The organism is Enterobacter sp. CC120223-11 (genome assembly GCF_900215375.1).
Lineage (GTDB): Bacteria > Pseudomonadota > Gammaproteobacteria > Enterobacterales > Enterobacteriaceae > Scandinavium.
On the sequence record NZ_OBEF01000002.1, the window covers coordinates 19,174 to 42,931 of the forward strand.

20 protein-coding genes and 1 pseudogene are annotated in these 23,758 nt (G+C 59.1%); 8 read left to right on the forward strand and 13 right to left on the reverse strand.

Going from position 1 to position 23,758, the window contains the following annotated elements:
* Window positions 1-142: 142 nt before the first annotated feature.
* Genes hpxZ through ggt form a run of 4 tightly spaced genes read right to left on the reverse strand, consistent with a single transcriptional unit; the run spans window position 143 to window position 3,689 of the window.
* Complete coding sequence (gene hpxZ, locus CRO87_RS02350) at window positions 143-538, reverse strand: oxalurate catabolism protein HpxZ (protein ID WP_097161325.1); 396 nt, start codon at window positions 536-538, stop codon at window positions 143-145.
* Window positions 535-1,911, reverse strand: a complete 1,377-nt coding sequence (locus CRO87_RS02355; protein WP_097161326.1) for an AtzE family amidohydrolase — start codon at window positions 1,909-1,911, stop codon at window positions 535-537. Before CRO87_RS02355 ends, hpxZ begins: the two co-directional genes overlap by 4 nt.
* Window positions 1,908-2,096: an oxalurate catabolism protein HpxX gene (gene hpxX / locus CRO87_RS02360; RefSeq protein WP_097161327.1), complete on the reverse strand. Its 189-nt coding sequence runs from the start codon at window positions 2,094-2,096 to the stop codon at window positions 1,908-1,910. Before hpxX ends, CRO87_RS02355 begins: the two co-directional genes overlap by 4 nt.
* Before the next feature lie 9 nt (window positions 2,097-2,105).
* Window positions 2,106-3,689, reverse strand: a complete 1,584-nt coding sequence (gene ggt, locus CRO87_RS02365; protein ID WP_097161328.1) for a gamma-glutamyltransferase — start codon at window positions 3,687-3,689, stop codon at window positions 2,106-2,108.
* 112 nt (window positions 3,690-3,801) lie between these two features.
* On the opposite strand from ggt, the gene CRO87_RS02370 reads away from it, so the two are divergent.
* From CRO87_RS02370 to uraH, 5 genes and pseudogenes are all read left to right on the forward strand, one after another.
* Window positions 3,802-4,641 carry a MurR/RpiR family transcriptional regulator gene (locus tag CRO87_RS02370; protein ID WP_097161329.1) on the forward strand — a complete coding sequence of 280 codons (840 nt, stop codon included), beginning with the start codon at window positions 3,802-3,804 and terminating at the stop codon, window positions 4,639-4,641.
* 164 nt (window positions 4,642-4,805) lie between these two features.
* Complete coding sequence (locus CRO87_RS02375; RefSeq protein WP_097161330.1) at window positions 4,806-6,038, forward strand: alanine--glyoxylate aminotransferase family protein; 1,233 nt, start codon at window positions 4,806-4,808, stop codon at window positions 6,036-6,038.
* Between the two features lie 3 nt (window positions 6,039-6,041).
* Window positions 6,042-7,283: pseudogene (gene hpxK / locus CRO87_RS02380) on the forward strand (allantoate amidohydrolase); the annotation flags it as partial.
* Window positions 7,269-7,787, forward strand: a complete 519-nt coding sequence (uraD, locus tag CRO87_RS22835) for a 2-oxo-4-hydroxy-4-carboxy-5-ureidoimidazoline decarboxylase (RefSeq protein ID WP_255252477.1) — start codon at window positions 7,269-7,271, stop codon at window positions 7,785-7,787. The pseudogene hpxK and the gene uraD, both read left to right, overlap by 15 nt.
* Complete coding sequence (gene uraH / locus CRO87_RS02385; protein WP_097161332.1) at window positions 7,784-8,119, forward strand: hydroxyisourate hydrolase; 336 nt, start codon at window positions 7,784-7,786, stop codon at window positions 8,117-8,119. Before uraD ends, uraH begins: the two co-directional genes overlap by 4 nt.
* Window positions 8,120-8,489: 370 nt before the next feature.
* On the opposite strand, the gene CRO87_RS02390 is transcribed toward uraH, so the two are convergent.
* From CRO87_RS02390 to fadE, 8 genes are all read right to left on the reverse strand, one after another.
* Window positions 8,490-10,136 (reverse strand): alpha-glucosidase, encoded by a 1,647-nt coding sequence (locus CRO87_RS02390; RefSeq protein ID WP_097161333.1) that lies wholly within the window; start codon window positions 10,134-10,136, stop codon window positions 8,490-8,492.
* Window positions 10,137-10,138: 2 nt separating this feature from the next.
* On the reverse strand, window positions 10,139-11,779 hold the full coding sequence (locus CRO87_RS02395) for an alpha-glucosidase (RefSeq protein ID WP_097161334.1): 1,641 nt from the start codon (window positions 11,777-11,779) through the stop codon (window positions 10,139-10,141).
* 210 nt (window positions 11,780-11,989) lie between these two features.
* Window positions 11,990-13,084 carry an ABC transporter ATP-binding protein gene (locus CRO87_RS02400; protein ID WP_097161335.1) on the reverse strand — a complete coding sequence of 365 codons (1,095 nt, stop codon included), beginning with the start codon at window positions 13,082-13,084 and terminating at the stop codon, window positions 11,990-11,992.
* A 2-nt stretch (window positions 13,085-13,086) separates the two neighbouring features.
* Window positions 13,087-13,932, reverse strand: a complete 846-nt coding sequence (locus CRO87_RS02405; RefSeq protein WP_097161336.1) for a carbohydrate ABC transporter permease — start codon at window positions 13,930-13,932, stop codon at window positions 13,087-13,089.
* Complete coding sequence (locus tag CRO87_RS02410) at window positions 13,929-14,849, reverse strand: carbohydrate ABC transporter permease (RefSeq protein WP_255252472.1); 921 nt, start codon at window positions 14,847-14,849, stop codon at window positions 13,929-13,931. Before CRO87_RS02410 ends, CRO87_RS02405 begins: the two co-directional genes overlap by 4 nt.
* A complete protein-coding gene (locus CRO87_RS02415) occupies window positions 14,850-16,115 on the reverse strand; it encodes an ABC transporter substrate-binding protein (RefSeq protein WP_097161337.1) in 1,266 nt (421 codons plus the stop codon).
* A 182-nt stretch (window positions 16,116-16,297) separates the two neighbouring features.
* On the reverse strand, window positions 16,298-17,068 hold the full coding sequence (locus tag CRO87_RS02420; RefSeq protein WP_097161338.1) for an amidohydrolase: 771 nt from the start codon (window positions 17,066-17,068) through the stop codon (window positions 16,298-16,300).
* Between the two features lie 172 nt (window positions 17,069-17,240).
* Window positions 17,241-19,685 carry an acyl-CoA dehydrogenase FadE gene (gene fadE / locus CRO87_RS02425; protein ID WP_097161339.1) on the reverse strand — a complete coding sequence of 815 codons (2,445 nt, stop codon included), beginning with the start codon at window positions 19,683-19,685 and terminating at the stop codon, window positions 17,241-17,243.
* Window positions 19,686-19,922: 237 nt separating this feature from the next.
* On the opposite strand from fadE, the gene lpcA reads away from it, so the two are divergent.
* Window positions 19,923-20,504, forward strand: a complete 582-nt coding sequence (gene lpcA, locus CRO87_RS02430; protein ID WP_097161340.1) for a D-sedoheptulose 7-phosphate isomerase — start codon at window positions 19,923-19,925, stop codon at window positions 20,502-20,504.
* 47 nt (window positions 20,505-20,551) lie between these two features.
* Window positions 20,552-21,319, forward strand: a complete 768-nt coding sequence (locus tag CRO87_RS02435) for a class II glutamine amidotransferase (protein WP_097161341.1) — start codon at window positions 20,552-20,554, stop codon at window positions 21,317-21,319.
* Here CRO87_RS02435 and dpaA read toward each other — a convergent pair.
* Window positions 21,290-22,027, reverse strand: coding sequence for a peptidoglycan meso-diaminopimelic acid protein amidase (dpaA, locus tag CRO87_RS02440; RefSeq protein ID WP_097161342.1), 738 nt, complete (start codon window positions 22,025-22,027; stop codon window positions 21,290-21,292). The genes CRO87_RS02435 and dpaA overlap by 30 nt on opposite strands.
* 386 nt (window positions 22,028-22,413) lie before the next feature.
* Between dpaA and CRO87_RS02445 the strand changes: the two genes are divergently transcribed.
* Entirely contained in the window at window positions 22,414-23,757 is a 1,344-nt protein-coding gene (locus CRO87_RS02445) for a Na(+)-translocating NADH-quinone reductase subunit A (protein WP_097161661.1), read from the forward strand.
* Window position 23,758 lies beyond the last annotated feature (1 nt).

Consider the following 23,758-nt stretch of genomic DNA (forward strand, 5'->3'; position numbering starts at 1 on the left):
ACCCTCTCCCTCAGGGAGAGGGAACAGTAATGTGCGGTCTTTGAATCTCTCCCCCAAAGAGAATGCCTTATTTTCTCTCTCTCCAAAGGGAGTGCACCTTCTTTTCTCCCTCTCCCTTTGGGAGAGGGCCGGGGAGAGGGGATCAGCCCGCAGAGGAACCCATCAAACTGACATGCGCCGCCACAATGCGCCAGCCGCAGGGGAACTTCACCCAGGTCTGCATCTGACGCCCGACGCGTTCGCTGTTCTCACGGGTAAATTCGGTGCTCGCCACCGCCATATCATCGCTGAAGGAGGTGATGACGGTATGGCGCAGCAGGCGCTCCAGCCCCGCTGACGGCCGGGCGTTGCGGAAATCCCGAATGGCCGCGATGCCGTACAAATTCTCCGTCGCACCATAACGCACCGTGCGATCGTCATCCCAGAACAGCTCATCCAGCACGGCAACGTCGTTGCTGATAAGCGCCTGCTCATAGCGGTAAAACGCCGCGGTCACCTCATTCAGCACCGCCGGGCGGTCAGTATTTTCACGGTTCATATATCTTCCTGTTGATAAAGAATGCCTGCCTGCTCAAGCTGCCAGGCGGCCTGTAAACAGTGCACTTCCTGCCAGGGGGCACCGATAATCTGTACGCCGATGGGCAGGCCACCGTGCGTTTTCAGCGGCACGCTCACCACAGGCAGCCCAAGGAAGGAAATCGGCTGCGTCAGCATGCCCATACTGGCTTTGGTCGGCAACTCCACGCCGTTGATGCGCATTGTGGGCTCGCCGATAAGCGTGGCACAGGAGGGCGTGGACGGGGCAATCAGCAAATCAAAATCGTTAAACAGCGGCAGCGTTTTGTCGCGAAACCAGGCGCGGAAGCGCTGGGCCTGCGTGTACCAGGCGGAGGGCGTCATGGCCCCCGCCAGCAGGCGCTCGCGAGAGTTGGGCTCAAAGCGATCGGCCTCGGCACGTAGCGCGGGCAGATAGTGGTTGCCGCCTTCCGCCGCAGAAAGCAGAAACGCGGCCGAACGGGCAAGCGCCACTTCCGGCAGATTCAGGCTTTCATTCGCCCCCAGTGCCTTTGCAACGCGTGCGACGGCTTCACGCGCAGCGCAGTCGCTCCATTCGTCAAACCAGCCACCCAGCACGGCGCAGCGCAGCGGTGATGCCTGAGACAGCCCCGGAGAGACGGCTGATACTGCCTGCCCGGACTGCCATCGGTCGTGCGGATCGTGCCCCTGCATCACGTCGTACACGTGGGCAAGATCGTCGGTAAAGCGTGCCAGTGGGCCTATGTGGTCGAGGCTTGCCACGAACGGATGGCTGCCCGAACGCGACAGGCGCCCAAAGGTCGGCTTCAGGCCCAGCACGCCGCACAGCGAAGCGGGCACGCGAATCGAGCCGTTGGTGTCTGTGCCAAGCGTGAAGTTAACCAGTTTCGCCGCCACCGCCGCCGCAGAGCCGCCGGAGGAACCGCCCGCAATACGTTTCAGGTCGCGAGGGTTCCGCGTCGGGCCATAATGGCTGTTCTCGGTGGTAAAGCCATATGCATAGGCGTCCATATTTAGCGCACCCGCCAGCAGCGCGCCTGCGTTCTGCAACTGCTTAATGGCAAAGGCATCGCTCACGGCAGGCGGCTGATCGCTGAACAACTTTGCGCCTGCCAGCGTGGTCACGCCCTCAATATCAAACAGGTTTTTTACCGCAAACGGCACCCCGGCTAACGGAGGTGATGTTTCACCCTGACGTAGACGTTCATCAATGGCCGCCGCTTCGCGCAGCATGCGATCTGCCGTGACGTCGGTAAAGGCATTCACCTGCGGGTTGTCCCGCGCAATGCGTGCCAGGGTCTGCCGTGCCAGCTCAACGGCGCTGAACTGCCCGTAGCGTAATCCCTGCTGAATGTCGCGAATGCTCAGTGTCATAGCTGATACACTCCAGCGCCTTCCTGGCGCGGCGGCAGCGCAAAGGCCATCAGCGGCCCGGCGATGGCGGCGATGCGTTCGAGTTGAATGGCCAGTTCGGCGCGGCGAGGATCGTCCAACGGCACCGCCAGCAGCTGCTCCATCAAGTGGATGTAATCGTCCCAACGGAAGTCACTTTCGTTCATCTCTGCTCCTTAAAATCCTGCCGCGCTGCCGTTGCTTCGCGGATCGAATGCTCCTTCAAGCATCCCGTTCGGGTGGCGGACAATCGCCCCCGCATGGCCCATGGCTTCACTCATGTCCGGCAGCCACTCCACGTCGTGACCTTTGTCGCGCAGGGCAGTGAAGGTGGCCTCACTGAAGCGTCCTTCGAGCTTGAGCGACTCCGTTGCCTGGCCCCAGGTGCGGCCCAGCAGCCATCGCGGCGCAGAAACCGCCTCCTGTAACGGCATCCCCTGAATCACGTGGCGGGTGAAAATCGCCGCCTGGGTCTGCGGCTGACCGTCGCCGCCCATCGTGCCGTAAACCATCGTTCTGCCATCTTTCAGCCGCGCTGCGGCCGGGTTTAGCGTGTGGAATGGCTGCTTGCCGGGGGCGAGGGCCAGCAAATGATCGGGATCGAGGCTGAAGGCCGCGCCACGGTTTTGCAGCAGAATGCCGCTTTCCGGCAGCACTACGCCGCTGCCAAATTCGTGATAGATGCTCTGAATAAACGACACCGCGAGGCCGTTGCCGTCGATCACCCCAAGCCAGACGGTATCGCCCGGGCCTTTGCCCTGGCCCCAGGCGGCGCTACGGTTGTCATCAATGCTGGCCGCCATGGCTTCCAGCGGGGCGGCTTCCAGCAGGCTCTGGACCGGGAGAGTCACGTGCTGCGGATCGGTGATGTATTTGTCGCGCAGGCCGAAGGCGAGCTTGGTGGCCTCGACGATGCGGTGAATGGTCTGCACCTCGTCGGCCTGCGCCATATCGAGACGATCGGTGATGCCGAGAATGGCGAGCGACACCAGCCCCTGGGTCGGCGGCGTCATATTGAAAATGTCGCCCTGCCGGTGGCTGAGCTTCAGCGGAACCCGACGACGCGCGCGATGGCTGGCGAGATCCTGCGCCGTTAGCGGGCAGCCGGTTGCCTGAAACTCCTCCGCCATCAGCTGCGCCAGCGGCCCGCGATAGAAGCTGTCCAACCCATCGCTGGCAAGCCGCGTCAGCGTGCGGGCGAGGCGCGGCTGGCAAAAACGACTGCTCGCGGCGGGAACTTCGCCCCGTTGCAAAAAGGTGCCCGCGAATCCCGGCACGCCGGAGAGCTCGTGATATTTGCTGCGGGTCGCCGACGCCTGAGAGTGCGTCACCGGGATGCCTTCGGCGGCGTAGCGAATGGCGTCGGCAAGCAGTCGAGAAAGCGGCAGCTGCCCGCCACCGAGGCCCGCGGACATTTTCAGCGCTTCATCCCAGCCGCTTATCGTGCCGGGAACGGTCAGTGCCGCTTTGGCTCCACGATGGGGGATCGCGGCGTGTCCGGCGTAATAGTCGCGTGTTGCCAGCGCTCCGGCGGCTCCGCTGGCGTCAATGGCAACGGGTTCACCCTCCGGCGGCACAATCAGCCAGAATCCGTCGCCGCCAATGCCGTTCATATGCGGATAAACCACCGCGATTGTCGCCGCCGCGGCCACCATTGCTTCAATGGCATCGCCGCCGTGACGCAGCACCGCGAGGGCCGATTCGCTGGCGAGATGATGAGGGGTGACCGCCATGGCACCCGGGGCCAGATTACTTTGCATGTGATGTGCTCCCTGAAGACTCTTTCCTGCAATCAGGCAAAAAACGTTCCAGATTGACGGCTAAGGTCCGCCTGTGTCAGCTTAGGGTGAAACAAAAGTTGCAGGAGAAGGTATGCAGCAGCTGGACGAGCGCCTGAGGGCGTGCTTCAACGAACTATCCCCGCAGGAGCAGCGCGTGGCGTCGTTCATCATGGATCACTTCGACGATCTGGTGAGCTACAACAGCGCTGAGCTGGCGCGGCTGAGCGGCGTGTCCAAAGCCACCGTTAGCCGCCTGTTTCGCCACCTCGGCTACGAGCGTTTTAAGGACATGCGCGACGAGCTGCGCACGCTGCGCCAGAGCGGCATGCCGTTGACCGGCGACCGCGATGCGGTGCAGGGCAACACGCTGCTGGCGCGCCACTACAAGCAGGAGATGGCCAACCTGACGCAGTGGGTGAACGCGCTGGACACCACACAGTTTGAGGAAGTCATTGCCGCGTTAAGTACCGCAAAGCGCGTGTTTATCGTCGGCCTGCGCAACAGCGCCCCGGTGGCGATGCACCTGCGCCAGCAGCTGATGCAAAGCCGCGGTGACGTCTGGCTGATGCCGCAGCCCGGACAGACGCTGGCGGAAGAAGTCGTGGATATCACGCCAGACGACCTGGTGATTGTGGTGGCATTTCGCCGCCGTCCACGGGTCATTCGCCCGCTGCTGGAAGCATTGCAGGGCCAGCAGGCTCAGGTTTTAGTGCTGAGCGAACCTCAGGCCACCGCCATCCGGACCCGCTGCCGCTGGCATATCGCCAGCCCGCTGGATAGCGTCTCGGCGTTTGACAGTTACAGCAGCGCCATGAGCCTGGTGAATTTACTGGCGAATGCCCTGCTGCACAGCACGCTCAGCGAAGGCCGCCAGCGCATTCATCGCATCGCCGATCTCTATCACTCTCTCGATGAACTCGAACAGCGCTGATGCTCTTTTGTGGTGCAAATGCACTCGTGCAGGGATCCGTTTTGACTCAATAAGAGTGAAGAATCCAGCAGGCTGGTGAAAAACGGAATGGCACATTCGTTGCAAAAGAGATATTAAAGAACCATTCGTTTCACTCACCGGTCGTCTGACCAAGGGATGTGTCCATGTTCGAGGCTCCAGCTTTTTCTTCTGTAAACCCGCCGCATCGTCTGCTGATGGGGCCGGGCCCGATTAATGCCGATCCGCGGGTGCTGCGCGCGATGTCCAGCCAGCTGATTGGCCAGTACGACCCGGTAATGACCGGCTACATGAACGAAGTGATGGCCCTCTATCGCGGCGTGTTTCGTACCGAAAACCGCTGGACGATGCTGGTGGACGGCACATCCCGCGCCGGAATTGAAGCGCTGCTGGTGTCGGCCATCCGCCCCGGCGACAAAGTGCTGGTGCCGGTGTTTGGCCGATTCGGGCATCTGCTGTGTGAAATTGCCCGCCGCTGCCGCGCCGAAGTGCATGTGCTTGAGGTGCCGTGGGGCGAGGTGTTTAGCGCCGATCAAATCGAAGATGCCATCAAACGCATTAAGCCGCGCCTGCTGCTGACGGTGCAGGGCGACACCTCGACGACCATGCTGCAACCGCTGGCGGAGCTCGGCGATATCTGCCGCCGCCACGGCGTGCTGTTTTATACCGATGCCACGGCATCGCTCGGTGGCAACGTGCTGGAAACCGATGCCTGGGGTCTCGACGCCGTTTCCGCCGGGTTGCAGAAGTGCCTCGGCGGCCCGTCCGGCAGTTCGCCGATCACCCTGAGTGCTGAAATGGAAGCGGTGATCCGCGCGCGCAAATGCGTGGAGCAGGGGATCCGCACCGACGATCATTGCGACGGCGAAGATGAAATGATCTGGTCGAACTATTTCGATCTCGGGATGGTGATGGACTACTGGGGGCCGGAGCGCCTGAATCACCACACTGAAGCCACCAGCATGCTATTTGCCGCCCGCGAATGCGCGCGAATTATGCTGGAAGAGGGCATGGATAACCTTATCGCCCGCCACGAACTCCACGGCCGCGCCATGCTCAACGGTATTCAGGGCATGGGGCTGGAGGTGTTCGGCGATATCTCCCACAAAATGAACAACGTGCTCGGCGTGGTGATCCCGGCGAACGTGCATGGCGAAGAGGTACGTCAGCGTCTGCTGAACGATTTCCACATCGAAATCGGCACCTCCTTCGGGCCGCTGGCGGGCAAGATCTGGCGCATCGGCACCATGGGCTACAATGCCCGAAAAGACTGCGTGCTACAGACGCTGACGGCGCTGGAAGCGGTGCTCAACCGTCTCGGCTTTGCCACCACTCAGGGCGCAGCGATGCAGGCGGCCTGGGACACCTACGAGGGCTAAGCCATGCAAATGACAGCCGAAGAGGCCCGTCTGGCGGCGGAGCGCGTTATGTTGCGCAGCGACAGGCTCGCGCAGATCAGCGAAACGTCGGGCGAGCTGACCCGCGTTTATCTCTCACCGGAACATTTACAGGCCAATGCGCTGGTGGCGCAGTGGATGAATGAGGCGGGCATGAATGCCTGGCAGGACGCGGTGGGCAACATCTGCGGGCGCTACGAAGCGCAGCATGAAGGCGCCCCCGCACTGCTGCTGGGTTCACATCTTGATACCGTGCGTAATGCCGGACGCTACGACGGCATGCTCGGCGTGCTGACGGCGCTCGAAGTGGTGGCCTGGCTGAACAAGCATCATATTCGCCTGACGCAAGCCATTGAAGTTGTGGGCTTTGGCGATGAAGAGGGCACGCGCTTTGGTATCACGCTTCTCGGCAGCCGTGGGCTGACGGGCAGCTGGCCTCAGGCGTGGCTTGAGTGTGAAGATGCGCAGGGCATTAGCGTCGCACGGGCGCTGGTCAATGCGGGGCTGGACCCGACGCGAATCGCGCATGCCGCCCGCTCGCCGCTGGATTTTAGCGCCTGCCTGGAGCTGCACATCGAGCAGGGGCCGGTGCTGGAAAAAGCAGGCCTGGCCCTCGGCGTGGTGACGGCCATCAACGGTGCAAAGCGCCTGAACTGCCGCTTTGACGGCGAGGCGGGGCACGCGGGCACCGTGCCGATGCCGCTTCGTCGTGATGCGCTGGCGGGCGCGGCGGAATGGATGCTGGCTGTTGAACAGCTCACCCAGGCGAGCGGCCCGACGCTGGTGGCCACAGTGGGCACGCTGAAGTGCTCCCCCGGAGCGGTGAACGTGATCCCTGGTTGCGCGGAGCTGACGCTGGATATCCGTAGTCCGTCGGACGAAACGCGAGATACGCTCCTGGCCAGTCTGCTGGAAAAAGCTCGGGAGATCGCCGCCCGACGCGATCTGAAGTTTTCTCATGAAATCTTTTATATCTCTTCAGCCACGCCGTGTGATTCAGGGCTCCAGGCCGCGCTCAGTCGTGCTTGCGAAAGCGTTCAGGGCAAAGCCCCTTTGTTGCCGAGCGGGGCCGGGCATGATTCGATGGCGCTCGCAGAACGCTGGCCGGTGGCAATGCTGTTTGTGCGCTGCGCGGGCGGCATAAGCCATCATCCTGCGGAATCGGTCGAAGCGGCGGATGTTGCCACGGCCCTGCAGGCTTTCAGCCTTGCGGTGCTGGAGAGCGCTCAGCCGGGCCCGCTACAGCAGTTTAATGCCGCCAGCCATGAAGACGCGCTGGCGATGATTGCCGCCTGCGTGGCGCTGCCAGAATGGCAACGCTTGCTGGTAGCTGAACGGCCCTTTATGAGCGTGGAGGCGCTGATGCAGAAAGCCGCCGCGCTAAGTGAACGCTGGCAGGAGAACGAGCTGGCGCAGGCGTTGCAGGCGCATCCACGTATCGGCGATAAGCCGAAAGATGCGTCCGCCGAATCTGCGCTTTCGCGGCAGGAGCAATCCGCCGTCAACGGCCAGGACCGCGCGCTGACTCAGGCGCTGGCGCAGGGCAATGCGGACTACGAGGCCCGCTTTGGTCGGGTGTTTTTGATTCGCGCCAAAGGGCGCAGCGGGGAAGAGATCCTTTCTCTGCTGCAGGCCCGATTGCAGAATGATGATGCCGCAGAGGTTCAGGCGGCGCTGGAGCAGCTGCGGCAGATCACTCTGTTGCGCCTGGAGGGAGTGTTTATCCGATGAGCCACATTTCGACCCACATTCTCGACACCTCTCTCGGCAAACCCGCCGCAGGCGTGCGAATCCGCCTGGAAAAGCAGACGGCTTCCGGCTGGCTGTTGATTCATGAAGAGAAGACCAACGCCGACGGGCGCATCGCCTCAATGGCGGAAGGCGACCTGGCCGCCGGACGATACCGGCTGACGGCAGATATCGGCGAGTGGTTTACGCAGACGGCGCGGGAAACGCTCTACCCGCAGGCGCAGATAGACGTGGTGCTGCCCCGGGCGGGCGACCATTATCATTTGCCCTTCCTGATTGCCCCCTGGGGCTGGTCGACGTACCGGGGATCGTGATTTTTCCCCTCTCCCTAACCCTCTCCCCATAATGGCGAAGGGACTGATTGGTGCCGTCTTTGAATTTCTCCCTCTCCCTCACCCTCTCCCCAAAATGGCGAAGGGACTGATTGGTGCCGTCTTTGAATTTCTCCCTCTCCCTAACCCTCTCCCCAAAGGGGCGAGGGGACTGATTTGTACCGTCTTTGAATTTCTCCCTCTCCCTGACCCTCACCCTAAAGAGGCGAGGAACTGATTGGTGCCGTCTTTGAATTTCTCCCTCATCCTGACTCTCACCCTAAAGAGGCGAGGGACTGATTGGTGCCGTAGTTGAATTTCTCCCTCTCCCTGAGGGAGAGGGCCGGGGTGAGGGGGAGATGCCGCCCCAATCTCAGAACTGATAAACACGCGTCTCCCAATGATGCAGCCGGTATGGTTCATCAATCTGCGCGGCGTTCCCAAGCACGCACTTCGCGCCATCAAGGCTGAGATCGCCCTCAGGCCACTGCGCGGATTTGGACGACAAATTACACAGCACCAGAAACTTCGCGTCGTCCTGCTCCCGCCAGTAAGCATAAATCTGCGGATGATCCGCCAGCACCAGCCGGTAGCGGCCGTAGATCAACGCGCGCTCTTTTTTGCGAAGGGCGATCAGGGCGCGGTAAAAATTGAGCACTGAATCAGGATCCTGCCGCTGGGCGGCGACGTTGATGATCGTATGGTTGGCGTTGACCTGGAACCAGGGCTTCGCTTCGCTGAAACCGGCGTTGGCCGAGTGATCCCACTGCATCGGCGTGCGTGAGTTGTCGCGCCCGGTATGGGTGAGGAAGGCAATGATTTCCTCTTCGCTTTTGCCCTGCGCCGTCATGTCGCGCCACATGTTTTTTGCCGAGACGTCGTCGAAGTCAGCAAGGCCGCTGAAGCGGGTGTTGGTCATGCCGATTTCCTGCCCCTGATAGATAAACGGCGTGCCCTGCATCAGAAAATAAAGCGTCGCGAGGCAGGTCGCACTTTCTCGCCAGTAGTGCTGAGTATCACCCCAGCGGGAGGTGATGCGCGTTAAATCGTGGTTTTCAACATACAGCGCGTTCCAGCCCTTGCCCTCCAGCGCCTCCTGCCAGGCGGTGAAGATTTTTTTTAGCTGCGCGGGAGAGGGACGGATCCCGGCTTCGGTTTCCCACAAACGCACGTGCTCGAACTGGAACACCATATTCAGGCGATTGCGATGCTCGCCAACCCACTCTTCGGCATGCGCTGAATCCAGGCCGTTGACTTCGCCGACGGTGACGATGTCGTAGTGCTGAAAGACGTTGCGGCTCATGTCGTCGACGTACTCCAGCAGCCCGTCGTAGTTGAGGTGGCTTTTCATCGACGGTACGTAGCGCAGCTTGTCCGGGTTGGGCACGTCCGCAAGCGTCGGCTCTTTCTTCATGTGGCAGATGGCGTCGATGCGAAAGCCGTCAATGCCTTTCGCCAGCCACCAGTGCATCATGTCGTACACCGCGGTGCGCACCTGCGGGTTTTCCCAGTTCAGATCCGGCTGACGACGGGTAAACAGGTGCAGATAATACTGCTCCGTTTGCGGATCAAACTCCCACGCTGAGCCTTTGAAAATGCCTTCCCAGTTGTTCGGCTCCGCGCCATTTTTGCCGTCGCGCCAGGTGTACCAGTCGCGTTTCGGATTGTCTCTTGATGAGCTGGATTCCAGGAACCACGGATGTTCATCAGAGGTGTGGTTGACGACCAGATCGATAATCAGCCGCATGCCGCGGGCATGAACTTCGGCCAGCAGGCGGTCAAAATCGGCCATTGTGCCGAACTCTGCCATGATCTGCTGATAATCGCTGATGTCGTAGCCGTTGTCGTCGTTGGGGGATTTGTACATCGGGCAGATCCAGATAAGATCGATGCCCAGCTCTTTCAGGTAATCGAGCTTTTCGGTGATGCCGTTCAGGTCACCAATACCGTCGCCGTTGCTGTCCTTAAAGCTGCGCGGATAAATCTGGTAGGCGACCGCCTCTTTCCACCAGGTTGCCATCGTTATCTCCCGATCAGTAAAGCAAAGGATTCATAGGGTTGCAGCTCTATGCTTGAGCCAAGCAGTTCGCGCGGAGCGTAATGGTGAATCAGGCACTCGCCGTGCCAGCCGTGCATCTCTTGGGGCAGCTTCAGCATCACGCGTTCCCGGCTGAAGTTGTTGATAACCAGCAGCGTTTGATCGTCGAGCGTTCTGAGCCACGCGAAAACGTGCAGATGTTCGGCGAAAAGCTGCTGAAAATCGCCGTACACCAGAATCGGGTGCTGTTTGCGTAAGGCCACCAGCTTACGGTAATGCCAGAAAATGGAGTCCGGCTGCGCCAGCGCGGCGGTGACGTTAATGTCACGGTAATTGGAATTAACACCGATCCACGGCGTACCGCTTGTGAAACCTGCGTTGGCACTGGTGTCCCACTGCATCGGTGTGCGGGCGTTGTCGCGCCCGTTGGCGTGGATGCCGAGCATCATTTCTTCGTGGCTGATGCCGGCTTCCACCCGCTCCCGGTAGAGGTTCAGGGTTTCGATGTCGCGGTAGTCATCGATGTTGTCGAAGCGCACGTTGGTCATGCCAATCTCTTCGCCCTGATAGATGTAAGGCGTGCCCTTCAGGCAGTGCAGGGCGGTGGCGAGCATTTTGGCAGAGGCTTCGCGATACTCGCCTTCGTCGCCGAATTTGGACACCGCGCGCGGCAGGTCGTGGTTGCTCCAGAACAGCGAGTTCCAGCCAACGTGCGCCAGTGCCGTTTGCCATTTATCGATCACGGCTTTGAAGCCTGAAAGCTCAAACGGCTGGCTGCGCCATTTCCCGGCGTGCTCGTCCCAGAACTGCTTGATGTGATCGAACTGGAATACCATCGACAGCTCGTCGCGATCTTCCGCGCTGTAGAGCAGCGCATCTTCCGGCGAGGCGCTCCAGGCCTCGCCGACCGTGACGTAATCTCCCTTGCCAAAGGTGGCGCGGTTCAACTGGCGGATCAGCGCGTGCAGGTTTTTGCCGTTGGCCATGATTTGCTTATCGACTTCTTTGCCAATCAGGTCGATGACGTCCATGCGAAAGCCGCCAATGCCGCGGGCGAGCCAGCGATTCATCATGGCGTGGACCTCTTCGTGCACGCGTGGGTTGTCCCAGTTGAGATCGGGCTGGCGCTTTGAAAACTGGTGCAGATAGTATTCGCCGCTGGCTTCATCCAGCGCCCAGCCGCTGCCGCCAAAGTAAGAGTGGAAGTCATTTGGTGGGCCGCCATTCGCCGCCGGTTTGCGCCAGATGTAGAAGTCGCGCCAGGGGTTATCGGGGGATTTTAGCGCTTCGAGAAACCACGGATGTTCGTCGGAGGTATGGTTCACCACAAGGTCCATCAGGATGTGGATATCGCGCCGTTTCGCCTGTTCGATGAGTTCGTCCATCTGGGCCAGGGTGCCAAACTCGGCGGCAATGTCTTCGTAGTCGGAGATGTCGTAGCCGTTGTCGTCCATCGGTGAGCGATAAACTGGCGAGAGCCAGATCAGGGTGATCCCGAGCTGATGCAGGTAGTCGAGCTTGCTGATGATGCCGCCCAGATCGCCAATGCCGTCGCCGTTGCTGTCCATAAAGCTGCGCGGGTAGATCTGATACACCACGGCGCTGTGCCACCATTTTTGTTTCATAAGATGCTCCTGGTTGCGTTTGTTGCCCTCTCCCTAACCCTCTCCCGAAGGGAGAGGGAATCGAATGATGCGGTTGTTGGCTTCCTCTCTCCCTTATGAGCAACCAGCGGGTTTTGATTTTTCGCCCTCCTGAGGAGAGGGAACCGGACGAGCGGGTTTTGATTTTCTCCCTCTCCTGGGGGAGAGGGTTGGGGAGAGGGCGCCACGGTATTAAAGCCGCGCAAAGGCCAGCCCCGCCTCGTCAAACAGATAGCAGCGCTCCGGCGGCAGGTGCAGGCCGAGGCGCTGATCGGGCGCCACCTCCTGGCGTGACGTCAGGCGCGTCACCAGCGGTTCGCTGCCGTAGCCGCCGTTGACGTAGAGCAGCGTTTCGTTGCCCATCTGTTCGACGAACAGCACTTCGCCCTCCACGTCGGCTTTGGCAAGATCGATAAGGCTGACGTGCTCCGGGCGGATCCCAAGCCAGACGCGATCGCCGACTTTTGCCCTCAGCGTTTCTATTGGCAGCGCAATACGCTGGCGATTTTCCAGATCCACTATCGTTTGCCGCTCGCCCGTTTCGACGAGCGCGCCCGCAATCAGGTTCATCTTCGGCGAGCCGATAAACTGCGCGACGAACAGGTTGGCTGGACGATCGTAGAGCTCAAGCGGCGATCCCACCTGCTCGATGTGGCCCTGATTCAGCACCACGATCCTGTCCGCAAGCGTCATCGCTTCAACCTGATCGTGGGTGACGTACAGAATGGTCGCGTTGATGCGCTTGTGCAGCGCCGCAATCTCCATGCGCATCTGTACGCGCAGGGAAGCATCGAGGTTTGAAAGCGGTTCGTCGAACAGAAACAGGCTTGGTTCGCGCACAATAGCCCGGCCAATCGCCACGCGCTGACGCTGGCCGCCGGAGAGATCTTTCGGTCGCCTGTCGAGCAGGTTTTCCAGTTGCAGAATGCGCGCGCTGGCCCGCACCTTGTCGTCGATTTCTTTCGCCGGGCGCTTCGCCATTTCGAGCGCGAACGCCATGTTCTGATACACCGTCATATGCGGGTAGAGCGCATAGGACTGGAACACCATCCCGATGCCGCGCTCGGAGGGAGAGTCATCGTTCACGCAGACGCCGTCGATACGCATTTCGCCTTCGCTGATTTCTTCCAGCCCTGCCACCATGCGCAGCAGCGTCGATTTGCCGCAGCCTGAAGGGCCGACGACCACCACAAACTCACCGTCGCTGACGGTTAAATCCAGCGGCTTAATCACCTCCGAAGAGGAGCCGTACCGTTTGCTGATCTTATCGAGTACCAGTTGCCCCATCGTTACCCCTTAATCGCTCCGCTGGTGAGTCCGCTGACGATGCGTTTCTGGAAGATCAGCACCAGGATGATAATTGGCAAAGTCACCACCACCGATGCCGCCATGATGCTGCCCCACGGCAGTTCAAAGGTGGACGCCCCGCTGAACATGCTGATGGCTACCGGCACCGTGCGTTTGTCGCCAGAGATGATGAACGTCAGGGCGAACATAAATTCGTTCCACGCGCCGATAAACGCCAGCAGGCCGGTGGTCACCAGCGCCGGGGCGAGGATGGGCGCGAAGACGCGGCGGATAATGGTCCATGTGCCTGCGCCGTCGACAATCGCGGCTTCTTCGAGTTCGACCGGGATCGACTTCATAAAGGTGGTCAGCACCCAGACGGTAAAAGGCAGCGAAAACGTGGTGTAGGAGAGGATCAGCGCCCCGAGTGAATCGTAGAGTCCGAGAAAGCGCACCAGTTCGAACATGCCGGTCAGCACCGCCACCTGCGGGAACATAGAGACACACAGAATGGTGAACAGCAGAAAACGCCTGCCGCGGAACGGCACGCGAGCCAGTGCAAACGAGGCGGTGACGGACACCAGCAGGCAGATACCGACGGTGATGGTTGCCACCAGCACCGAATTCAGCAGGCTGCGGGCGATGCCGTTATCCACCAGCGCGACCACATAGTTGTGCCAGTGCCAGCCGCTCGGCAGATACGCGGGTAAAAACAGCTCCTGCCCGGTGCGCAGCGAGGTCAGGATCGCGTAGTAAAACGGGAAGACGCAGAACAGCACCGCGACGGTTGCGCCTGCGTAAATCGTCAGGCTTTTGCCAAAACGCCGCTGGGCGCGGGTGGTTTTCATGGCTGCTTCTCCTTGTCGTTAAGCTTCGAGACGCGGATAAAGCAGGCGGCAATGCCTGCCACCATCATAAACACCAGCACCGACGCCGCCGAGCCTGCGCCCATATCCTGATAGGAGATGATCTGCTCGCGGGCGTAGCCGGACACGGACATCGTGGCCTCGCTGTTGGAGGTCAGGACGAAGATCAGATCGAAAATACGCATGGCATCCATCACGCGGAAAATCACCGCCACGATCATCGCAGGCAGGATCAGCGGCAGCGTAATACGCCTGAACCGCTGCCAGGCGCTGGCGCCGTCCACGCGAGCGGCTTCGTAGAGATCGCCGGGGATCAGCTGTAACGCCGCCAGCAGCATCAGCGCCATAAACGGCGTGGTCTTCCAGACGTCGGCGATCACCACGGCCCACATCGACAGCGACGGTTCGGCAATCCACGCCAGGTGCGCCTGATAGCCGAAGATCTTCGCCAGCAGATCGTTCACCACGCCGTACTGGTCGTGAAACATCCAGCCCCACATTTTGGCGCTGACGATGGTCGGAATGGCCCAGGGCACCAGAATGGCGGTACGTACGAGCCCCTGACCGCGAAACTTCTCGTTCATCAGCAGGGCGAGCAGCATCCCGAGCACCACTTCCAGACAGACGGACACCACCGTAAACCACAGCGTGTTGCCCACGGCCTGCCACCAGAGCGGATCTGCCAGCACGCCAGTGATGTCGCCGTCATGTTTGAGGTAATAGTTAGCGAGCCCCACCATCTGATAGTCGCCCGGGTTGTCGAGCATCGCGTTGGTGAAGCTGAAGAAGAAGGTACGAGCCAGCGGCCAGCCTGCCGCCAGCGCCAGAAGCAAAAGGGCGGGCGCCACCAGTATCCATGCGATACGGCGACGCCGCTGTTGATAGCCAGAGTGCGCCAATTAATGCCAGTCCTTGCCTTTCACACGCTCCAGGCGTTTTTGCAGATCCGCAACGGCGGTTTTACCGTCGCTGCCGCCGTTCAGCACCTTAAAGGTGACGTTGAAGATGGCATTAGAGACGCGCGGGTACTGGCTCTTCGTCGCCGTGGCCGGGCGTGGAACCGCATTGGCGAAGATCTCTTTAAACATCGTCAGGTGCGGCGCGCTTTCCATCACGGCTTTGTCTTCATACAGCGCCGAGCGAGTTGGCGCGAAGCCGAGATACTTCAGCTGCATCTTCTGCGAATCGGCATCTGTGAGGATTTTCAGCAGCGCAATGGCCGCGTCTTTGTTTTTGGTGTTGCCGTTGATTGACCACTGCCAGCCGCCCAGCGCGTTCGCCGATTTGCCGTCCGGCCCGGCAGGCAGCGGGGCGACGCCCACTTTACCCTTCAGCGGGCTGTCGGCGCCCTGTGAAAGCAGATAAGCATAAGGCCAGTTGCGCATAAACAGCGCGTCGCCGTTCTGGAACACGGCCCGCGACTCTTCTTCTTTATAGCCGAGCGCGCCTTTTGGCGTGATTTTGCCAATCCAGCCCGCGACCATATCCAGCGCCGCGGCGGCTTTCGGATTGTTCACGGTCACGTTCCCTTTTTCGTCGATAAAGGTGCCGCCTCCGTAAGAGTCGATCCACTCCAGGGCGTTACAGGTCAGGCCCTCGTAGGATTTGCCCTGGAAGATCATCCCCCAGAAGTTTTTATGTCCGGCCTTGCGCTCCTCGGCCTGAATTTTGGTGGCGATGCGCGTCAGATCTTCCCAGGTTTTCGGCGGCTGCTCGTTGTATTTTTCCAGCAGATCTTTGCGGTAATAGAGCACGCCGGTGTCCAGATAGGCGGGGATGGCTTTAACCTTGCCGTTCACGGTGTCGTTGGCCCACGGGCCGGGGAAGAAATCGCCCTTCATGTCGCTGACGGCATCGGTCAGATCGAGAGTCTGCTTATCGAGCAGGCCGACCCAGATGGTATCGGACTGGAAGAGATCGACCGCTTTTTCATCTTTGGCGGCAAACAGCTGCTGGAACAGGGCGAGCTTCTCGTCGGAGGCTGCCGGAAATTCGATAAATTCCAGTTTGTTGCTAGTTTGCTTTTCGAAACGGTCTTTGACGTAGTTGCAGTATTCCTTACCGCCGGGAGAGATCGGGCATTCCATACGCAGGGTATCCGCGAGCGCTGCATTAGCGACACCGGCCAGCGCTAAGGTAATAAGACTTAACGTCAGTTTTTTCATTATTTCCTCGACTGTTCAGACGTAACCAGAGGTGGCGTATAAAGAAAACGCCATCTCAAAAGCTAGTTAACAACGAGGCCGGGCGACAAGTTAGCTGCCTAATCTTTGTGCTAAATCTGGATCTACTGCACGAACAGCATTTTTTTTCAGCGCTTCCGCGAAAGAAGCGCTAAAGAGGAGGATTATTCGAGGGTGAAGGTGTCTGCGTCCTGCCATGCGGGGAATTTTTCGCGGTACTCCTTCAGCATAGAAAGCGAAAGATCGGCATGGATAAGCGTGGCCTGGTGCGGCTCGGCGGTGGCGATGATTTCGCCCTGTGGGTTGATCACCCGGCTGTCGCCGCGGTAGTGATGCCCGTTACCGTCGGTGCCGACGCGGTTACAGCCGACGACGTAAGCCTGGTTTTCAATGGCGCGTGCGGTGAGCAGCGCCTGCCAGTGCAGAGAACGTGGCGCAGGCCAGTTGGCAACGTACAGCACTAAGTCGTAATCATTGCGATTGCGTGACCACACCGGGAAGCGCAGGTCGTAGCACACCAGCGGTAATATCCGCCAGCCGCGCCACTCAAACACTACGCGCTCGTTGCCAGCCTGGTAATGATGGTGCTCATCGGCCATACGGAACAGGTGGCGCTTGTCGTAGCGGTGAACCGTGCCGTTGGGTTCCACCAGTAAAAACCGGTTTACCGGCCCACGTTCCGTTTGCAGGGCCGCACTTCCGGCGATCAGCGCATCGGCCTGCTGCGCTTTTTCATGCATCCATGCCACAACGTCCGCTTCCGGCAGGGATTGCGTTGCTGCTTCCATCGCAAAACCGGTGGTAAACATCTCCGGCAGTACGATGATATCCCGTCCGCTCACGGCTTCCAGCTGACGATCGAAATGGCGCAGGTTGGCGGGGCCATCCATCCACACCAGCGGTTGTTGCAGGACGGTCACTTTCAGGTTAGACACGGTCGGAAACTCCTGATGTCAGGCTCACAATTCAGGCTTCTACCTTATCAGGGCAGGACCAGAGTGCGTAACTTTTCAATAAAAAAAGCGGAGGGTTTCTCCGCTTTGAGTATGAACACGTGATGTGATGTGATGTTCTGGCCGGATCGTTGTCCGGCCTTTTTGTTGTCAGTTACGCCGCTTCAATCTTGCGTACTTTCTCCGGCAGCTTTACCGGCTTTGTGGCCAGTGCGTCAGGCTCGAAGTCGTCGACGTTGATGCTGCGCAGGCGGCTCTCTTCGGCTTTAGTCAGAATGGCCGCTTCGTCCTGGTCAATCAGCCCTTTCGCCAGTGCGTTGCGGGCCAGCTCATCGAGACGGGTGAACGGCAGGTTCTTGCCAATCTCTTTGCAGATCCGCTGGTGGATTGGATCGGCCGCCATCACATCAATCAGCGCAGACTCCAGCAGGCCAACCGGGTTGTGCTCGCTCGGCGTCAGGTACTGACCGCGACCGATGCGCGAACGGGTGGCGCTCGGAACCTGGAGGATTTTCGCCACAGCGTGATCCAGTTTGTCAGACGGTGCAGCGTAGTGGCGGCCCGTCGGGAAGATAACGAAGCGCATCACGCCTGCCACGAACCCGTTCGGGAAGTTACGCAGCAGGTCATCCATGGCTTGTTCAGCCTGATGCAGCGCGTCCTGAACACCCCAGTGAACCAGCGGCAGATCCGCTTCGTTACGGCCTTCGTCGTCGTAGCGTTTCAGCGTGGCAGAGGCCAGATAGAGCTGGCTCAGCACGTCGCCCAGGCGGGCGGAGATGCGTTCGCGACGCTTCAGGCTGCCGCCGAGAACCGCCATCGACACGTCTGACAGCAGGGCGAGGTTGGCGCTCAGGCGGTTCAGGTGCTGATAGTAGCGACGGGTGGCGTCGTGAGTTGGCGTGCTGCTGGTCAGGCCACGGGTCAGGCCAAGCCAGAAGCTGCGCACTTTATTACTGCCCACGTGGCCGATGTGTTTGAACAGCAGCTGGTCGAACGCGTTCAGGTCTTTGTTCTGCGCGGCGGCCATCTCTTCGAGCACGTACGGATGGCAGCGGATCGCACCCTGGCCGAATATCATCATGCTGCGGGTCAGGATGTTGGCGCCTTCCACGGTGATGGCAATCGGCGCGCCCTGGTAAGCACGGGCGAGGAAGTTGCCTTCGCCGAGCATGATGCCTTTGCCGCCGGTGATGTCCATCGCGTCAATGATTGACTGCTGGCCGCGGTGGGTACAGTGGTACTTCACGATGGCCGACAGCACCGCCGGTTTTTCGCCGAGCATAATACCGTAGGTAATCAGCGACGCGGCGGCATCCATCACGTAGGCGTTGCCTGCGATACGTGCCAGCGGCTCTTCAATCCCTTCCATTTTACCGATAGAGATTTTGAACTGACGGCGAATGTGGGCGTAAGCACCCGTCGCCATCGCGACAGATTTCACGCCGCCAGTGGAGTTAGACGGCAGGGTAATGCCGCGGCCCACGGAGAGGCATTCCACCAGCATGCGCCAGCCCTGACCGGCCATTTTTGGCCCGCCGATAATGAAATCGATGGGGACGAAAATATCCTGACCACGGGTCGGACCGTTCTGGAACGGCACGTTCAGCGGGAAGTGACGGCGGCCGATTTCCACACCCGGCGTACCGGTTGGGATCAGCGCACAGGTAATGCCGAGATCTTCTTCGCCGCCCAGCAGTTTGTCCGGATCGGAGAGTTTGAACGCCAGGCCCAGGACGGTGGCGATTGGGGCCAGCGTAATGTAGCGCTTGTTCCAGGTCAGGCGCATGCCCAGCACCTGCTCACCCTGCCAGTCGCCCATGCAGACCACGCCGGTATCCGGAATGGCACCCGCATCGGAGCCCGCTTCCGGGCTTGTCAGCGCGAAGCATGGAATTTCCTGACCGCGAGCCAGGCGCGGCAGATAGTGGTTTTTCTGCTCGTCGGTGCCGTAGTGTTGCAGCAGTTCGCCTGGGCCGAGAGAGTTTGGCACGCCAACGGTAATCGCGAGGATGCCGGAAACGCCGGAGAGTTTTTGCAGCACGCGGGACTGTGCGTAAGCGGAGAACTCCAGGCCGCCGTATTCTTTCTTGATGATCATCGCGAAGAAGCGATGCTCTTTCAGGTACGCCCACAGCTCCGGCGGCAGGTCGGCCATTTCGTGGGTAATTTCGAAGTCGTTCGCCATGCGGCACGCTTCTTCCACTGGGCCGTCGATAAAGGCCTGCTCTTCCGCCGTCAGGCGTGGCTGCGGGTAGTTATGCAGCTTTTTCCAGTCCGGGTTGCCCTGGAACAGGTCGCCTTCCCACCAGGTGGTGCCTGCGTCGATCGCTTCTTTTTCAGTGCGCGACATCGGCGGCATCACTTTGCTGAAGGTGCGGAACACCGGGGCGGAAATCATGGATTTACGCATTGGCGTCAGGTTGAACGGCAGCAGAATGATGGCCAGCGGCACCAGCAGCCAGATATTCCACAGGCCAGCAGCACCCAGCGCGCCGGTCCAGACCAGCAGAACAAGGCTGCTCAACAGCAGGTTTACCCGGTGATAGAACAACACGCCGAGTAACACGATGGTTGCAACAATACTCAAAATCATCATAAAGAAATGCTCCCTTGCTTGTAGGAGGTCTGACCACTTGTGATGATATGGTTGTAGTGGATGTTATTTCTTTTATCAATGTGTTTACAAAATAATTACAACGTAGCTCACACTGTTGCCGCTTTCGGCGGCACGGAAAATCAAAAGCAGCCGGGATAACGGTGGGGAATACTTCTCGCCTCTGCCGCTATCCGTTACACTGCTGAGGTTAATAATCAAAGCGGAAGGACTATCCTCATGTACCAGGATCTGATTCGTAACGAACTCAATGAAGCAGCAGAAACACTGACCAATTTCCTCGCTGATGAAGCGAACATTCACGCTATCCAGCGCGCCGCGGTGCTGCTGGCAGATAGCTTTAAAGCGGGCGGCAAGGTGCTCTCCTGCGGCAACGGCGGCTCTCACTGTGATGCAATGCACTTTGCCGAAGAGCTGACCGGTCGCTACCGTGAAAACCGTCCGGGCTACCCGGCGATCGCCATTTCCGACGTCAGCCATCTCTCCTGCGTCAGCAACGATTTCGGCTACGAATACGTCTTCTCCCGTTACGTTGAATCCGTTGGTCGTTCCGGCGATGTGCTGTTTGGTATCTCCACGTCCGGCAACTCCGGCAACGTTATCAAAGCTATCGAAGCCGCGCGCGCGCAGGGCATGAAAGTCATTACCCTGACCGGCAAAGATGGCGGAAAAATGGCCGGTTCTGCTGACGTGGAAATTCGTGTGCCGCACTTTGGCTACGCCGACCGTATTCAGGAAATTCACATCAAAGTGATCCACATCCTGATCATGCTTATCGAAAAAGAGATGGTTAAGGCGTAAGTCGTAGCGGGGGGGAAGCCCCCGCTTTATGCGTTGTGAGGTGAACTATGTGCGAACTGCTCGGGATGAGCGCCAATGTGCCAACCGATATCTGCTTCAGCTTTACCGGACTGGTTCAGCGCGGGGGCGGCACCGGGCCGCATAAAGACGGCTGGGGCATCACCTTCTACGAAGGGAAAGGCTGTCGCACTTTTAAGGATCCGCAACCGAGCTTTCAGTCACCGATTGCCCGCCTGGTGCAGGATTATCCGATCAAATCCTGCTCCGTCATCGCCCACATTCGCCAGGCGAACCGCGGTGAAGTGGCGCTGGAGAACACCCATCCCTTCACTCGTGAGCTTTGGGGCCGCAACTGGACCTATGCCCACAACGGGCAACTGACGGGCTATAAGACGCTTGAAACCGGCCAGTTCCGCCCGGTTGGCGAAACCGACAGCGAAAAAGCCTTCTGCTGGCTGCTGCACAAACTCACCACGCGCTACCCACGCACGCCGGGCAACATGAACGCGGTGTTCAAGTACATCGCGACGCTTGCGGGTGAACTGCGGGAAAAGGGCGTGTTTAACATGCTGCTGTCCGATGGCCGCTATGTGATGGCATTCTGCTCGACCAATCTGCACTGGATTACGCGTCGTGCCCCGTTTGGTGTGGCAACGCTGCTGGATCAGGATGTGGAAATAGATTTTCAGCGGGAAACCACACCGAATGATGTGGTCACCGTGATTGCAACGCAGCCGTTAACCGGCAATGAAACCTGGCACAAGATTATGCCAGGCGAGTGGGCGTTATTTTGTCTCGGGGAGCGTGTAGTTTGACACGAGCTGCGAGCGGACTTCGTGGCTCAGCGGCTTGCTGACCACGTAACGCCCGCCGACAACGGACACCGTTGGTGGCTTGTGCGTCTGCTGGAAGTAGTCGTAACCCGGCTTCAGCTGTGACCAGAAGTCCTTGTAGTAAGAGTATTTATGACGTTCCATATTGGCATCTGTCATGCGGAACGGATAAATGCTCACCTGCACGCTGGACTGACCAAACACCAGCGCACCGGTCACGAACTGGAAAATTTCATCAATGCCGGAATCGGTCATGGCGTAGCAGCCAATTGACACGCAGGCACCGTGAATCATCAGGTATTTCCCTTCATAGCCGTGGGCCTGATCATAGGCATTCGGAAAACCGATATTAATTGCCTTATAGAAGCGGCTGTCCGGTTTGAGCTGGCTGCGGGAAACGTTATAGAAACCTTCCGGAGATTTAAAATCGCCCTGGCGCTGTTTTGGCCCAAGACCGCCGGAATAGTTACAGATTTTATAACTGTCGAGCAGTTGGAATGTTTCACCCATCTTCACGTAGAGATCAAGGGTACGTTCTTCTTTGAAGATCTGGATATAAACCGGAGATCCCATTAGCTGCTGCTTGTACTCTTTGCTGATTGGCGTGGTTGAGCTGGAGCTGCTCAGCAAACCGGCAAATGACATGCACGGGATAAACAGCATCGCAAGTAACAATGCGATTTTGCGCATACTACATGTTCCTTGATAAAACGGTGAAGAGAGGCCGGAGGCCAAAATAAACCCGGAATCAGAATTGTCCTGAATTGGTGCGCTCACATTAGCATCACCAAAGTTTTTCGCAAGTACTCCCGGCGCGGTTTACAAATGAGTTTTACGTTATAAATCTTTTTTTTGCCTTAATCTGTCAGAACTTTGCGTATTTGCTCGCAAATACCGACCTGACAACCGCGTAAATGCTGCGCTTGTGGCGCTCATCCTGTACACTTCTCCGGTCTTACGACCAGGTTAAGAAAGGATGCTTTACTCTCTCTGTACTGCCGCCAGCAGTGCCCTCTGGCCTCGGCTTTTCCTTTCTTATTTCTTCTATCTACGCTGGGTTTAGTGACAGTAACGACATGATTAAAATTACAAAAGGGTTAAATCTCCCCATCGCAGGTGCGCCAGGCCAGGATACAGGCGACAGCGCAAAAGTGACGCGCGTGGCCGTTCTGGGTGAAGAGTACATCGGTATGCGTCCTTCCATGAGCGTTCAGGAAGGTGACCGGGTGCGCAAAGGGCAGGCGCTGTTTGAAGACAAAAAGAACCCCGGCGTGTGCTTTACGGCACCGGTAAGCGGCGTTGTCAGTGCGATTCATCGCGGCGAGCGTCGGGTGTTGCAGGCTGTTGTCATTGATATTGACGGTGATGACGCCATTACGTTTCCGCGCACGGACGTCGCAGAGTTGGGCCAACTGGACCGCGAAACGGTGCAGCAGCAGTTGCTGGCATCAGGATTATGGACCAGCCTGCGCACGCGGCCATTCAGTAAGATTCCTGCACCGGCAAGCGTCCCGGCGGCGATTTTTGTCACCGCCATTGACACCAATCCGCTGGCCGCCGATCCGCAACCCATTATCTTCCAGCATCGTGAAGCCTTTTACGCAGGCCTGACGGTGCTCTCTCGTCTTACCGACGGCAAAGTCCACGTCTGCCAGGCGAGCGGGGGCAAACTTGGTGGGCATCCCGTTGGCCAGGTCACCTTTAATACCTTCACCGGGCCGCATCCGGCCGGGCTGCCAGGCACGCATATTCATTTCCTTGAGCCAGTCAGCCTGACAAAGCAGGTCTGGCACCTGAACTATCAGGACGTTATCGCCATCGGCAAGCTGTTTGTGGAAGGTGAGCTGTGGACGGAGCGCGTCGTTGCACTGGCCGGGCCGCAGGTGAAAACGCCGCGTCTGGTCAAAACGCTACTTGGCGCAAGCCTCGAGCAGCTGACGGCGGGTGAGCTCTGCGAGGGTGAAAACCGCGTGATTTCCGGTTCCGTACTGAGCGGCACGCACGCCCAGGGGCCTGCTGCATTCCTCGGGCGCTACCATCTTCAGGTCAGCGTGGTGAAAGAAGGGCGGGAGAAAGAGCTGTTTGGCTGGGTGATGCCCGGGAAAGACAAATTTTCTATTACCCGCACCACGCTTGGTCATTTCCTTAAGCGCAAGCTGTTCAGTTTCTCCACGGACACCAACGGCGGTGAAAGGGCGATGGTGCCTATCGGCAACTACGAACGCGTGATGCCGCTGGATATTCTGCCGACGCATCTGCTGCGTGACCTGCTGGCCGGTGATACCGACAGCGCACAGGCGCTGGGCTGCCTTGAACTCGACGAAGAAGATCTGGCGCTTTGCACCTACGTTTGTCCGGCAAAATATGAATACGGCCCGGCGCTGCGTGAGGTCTTAACCCGCATTGAGCAGGAAGGATAAG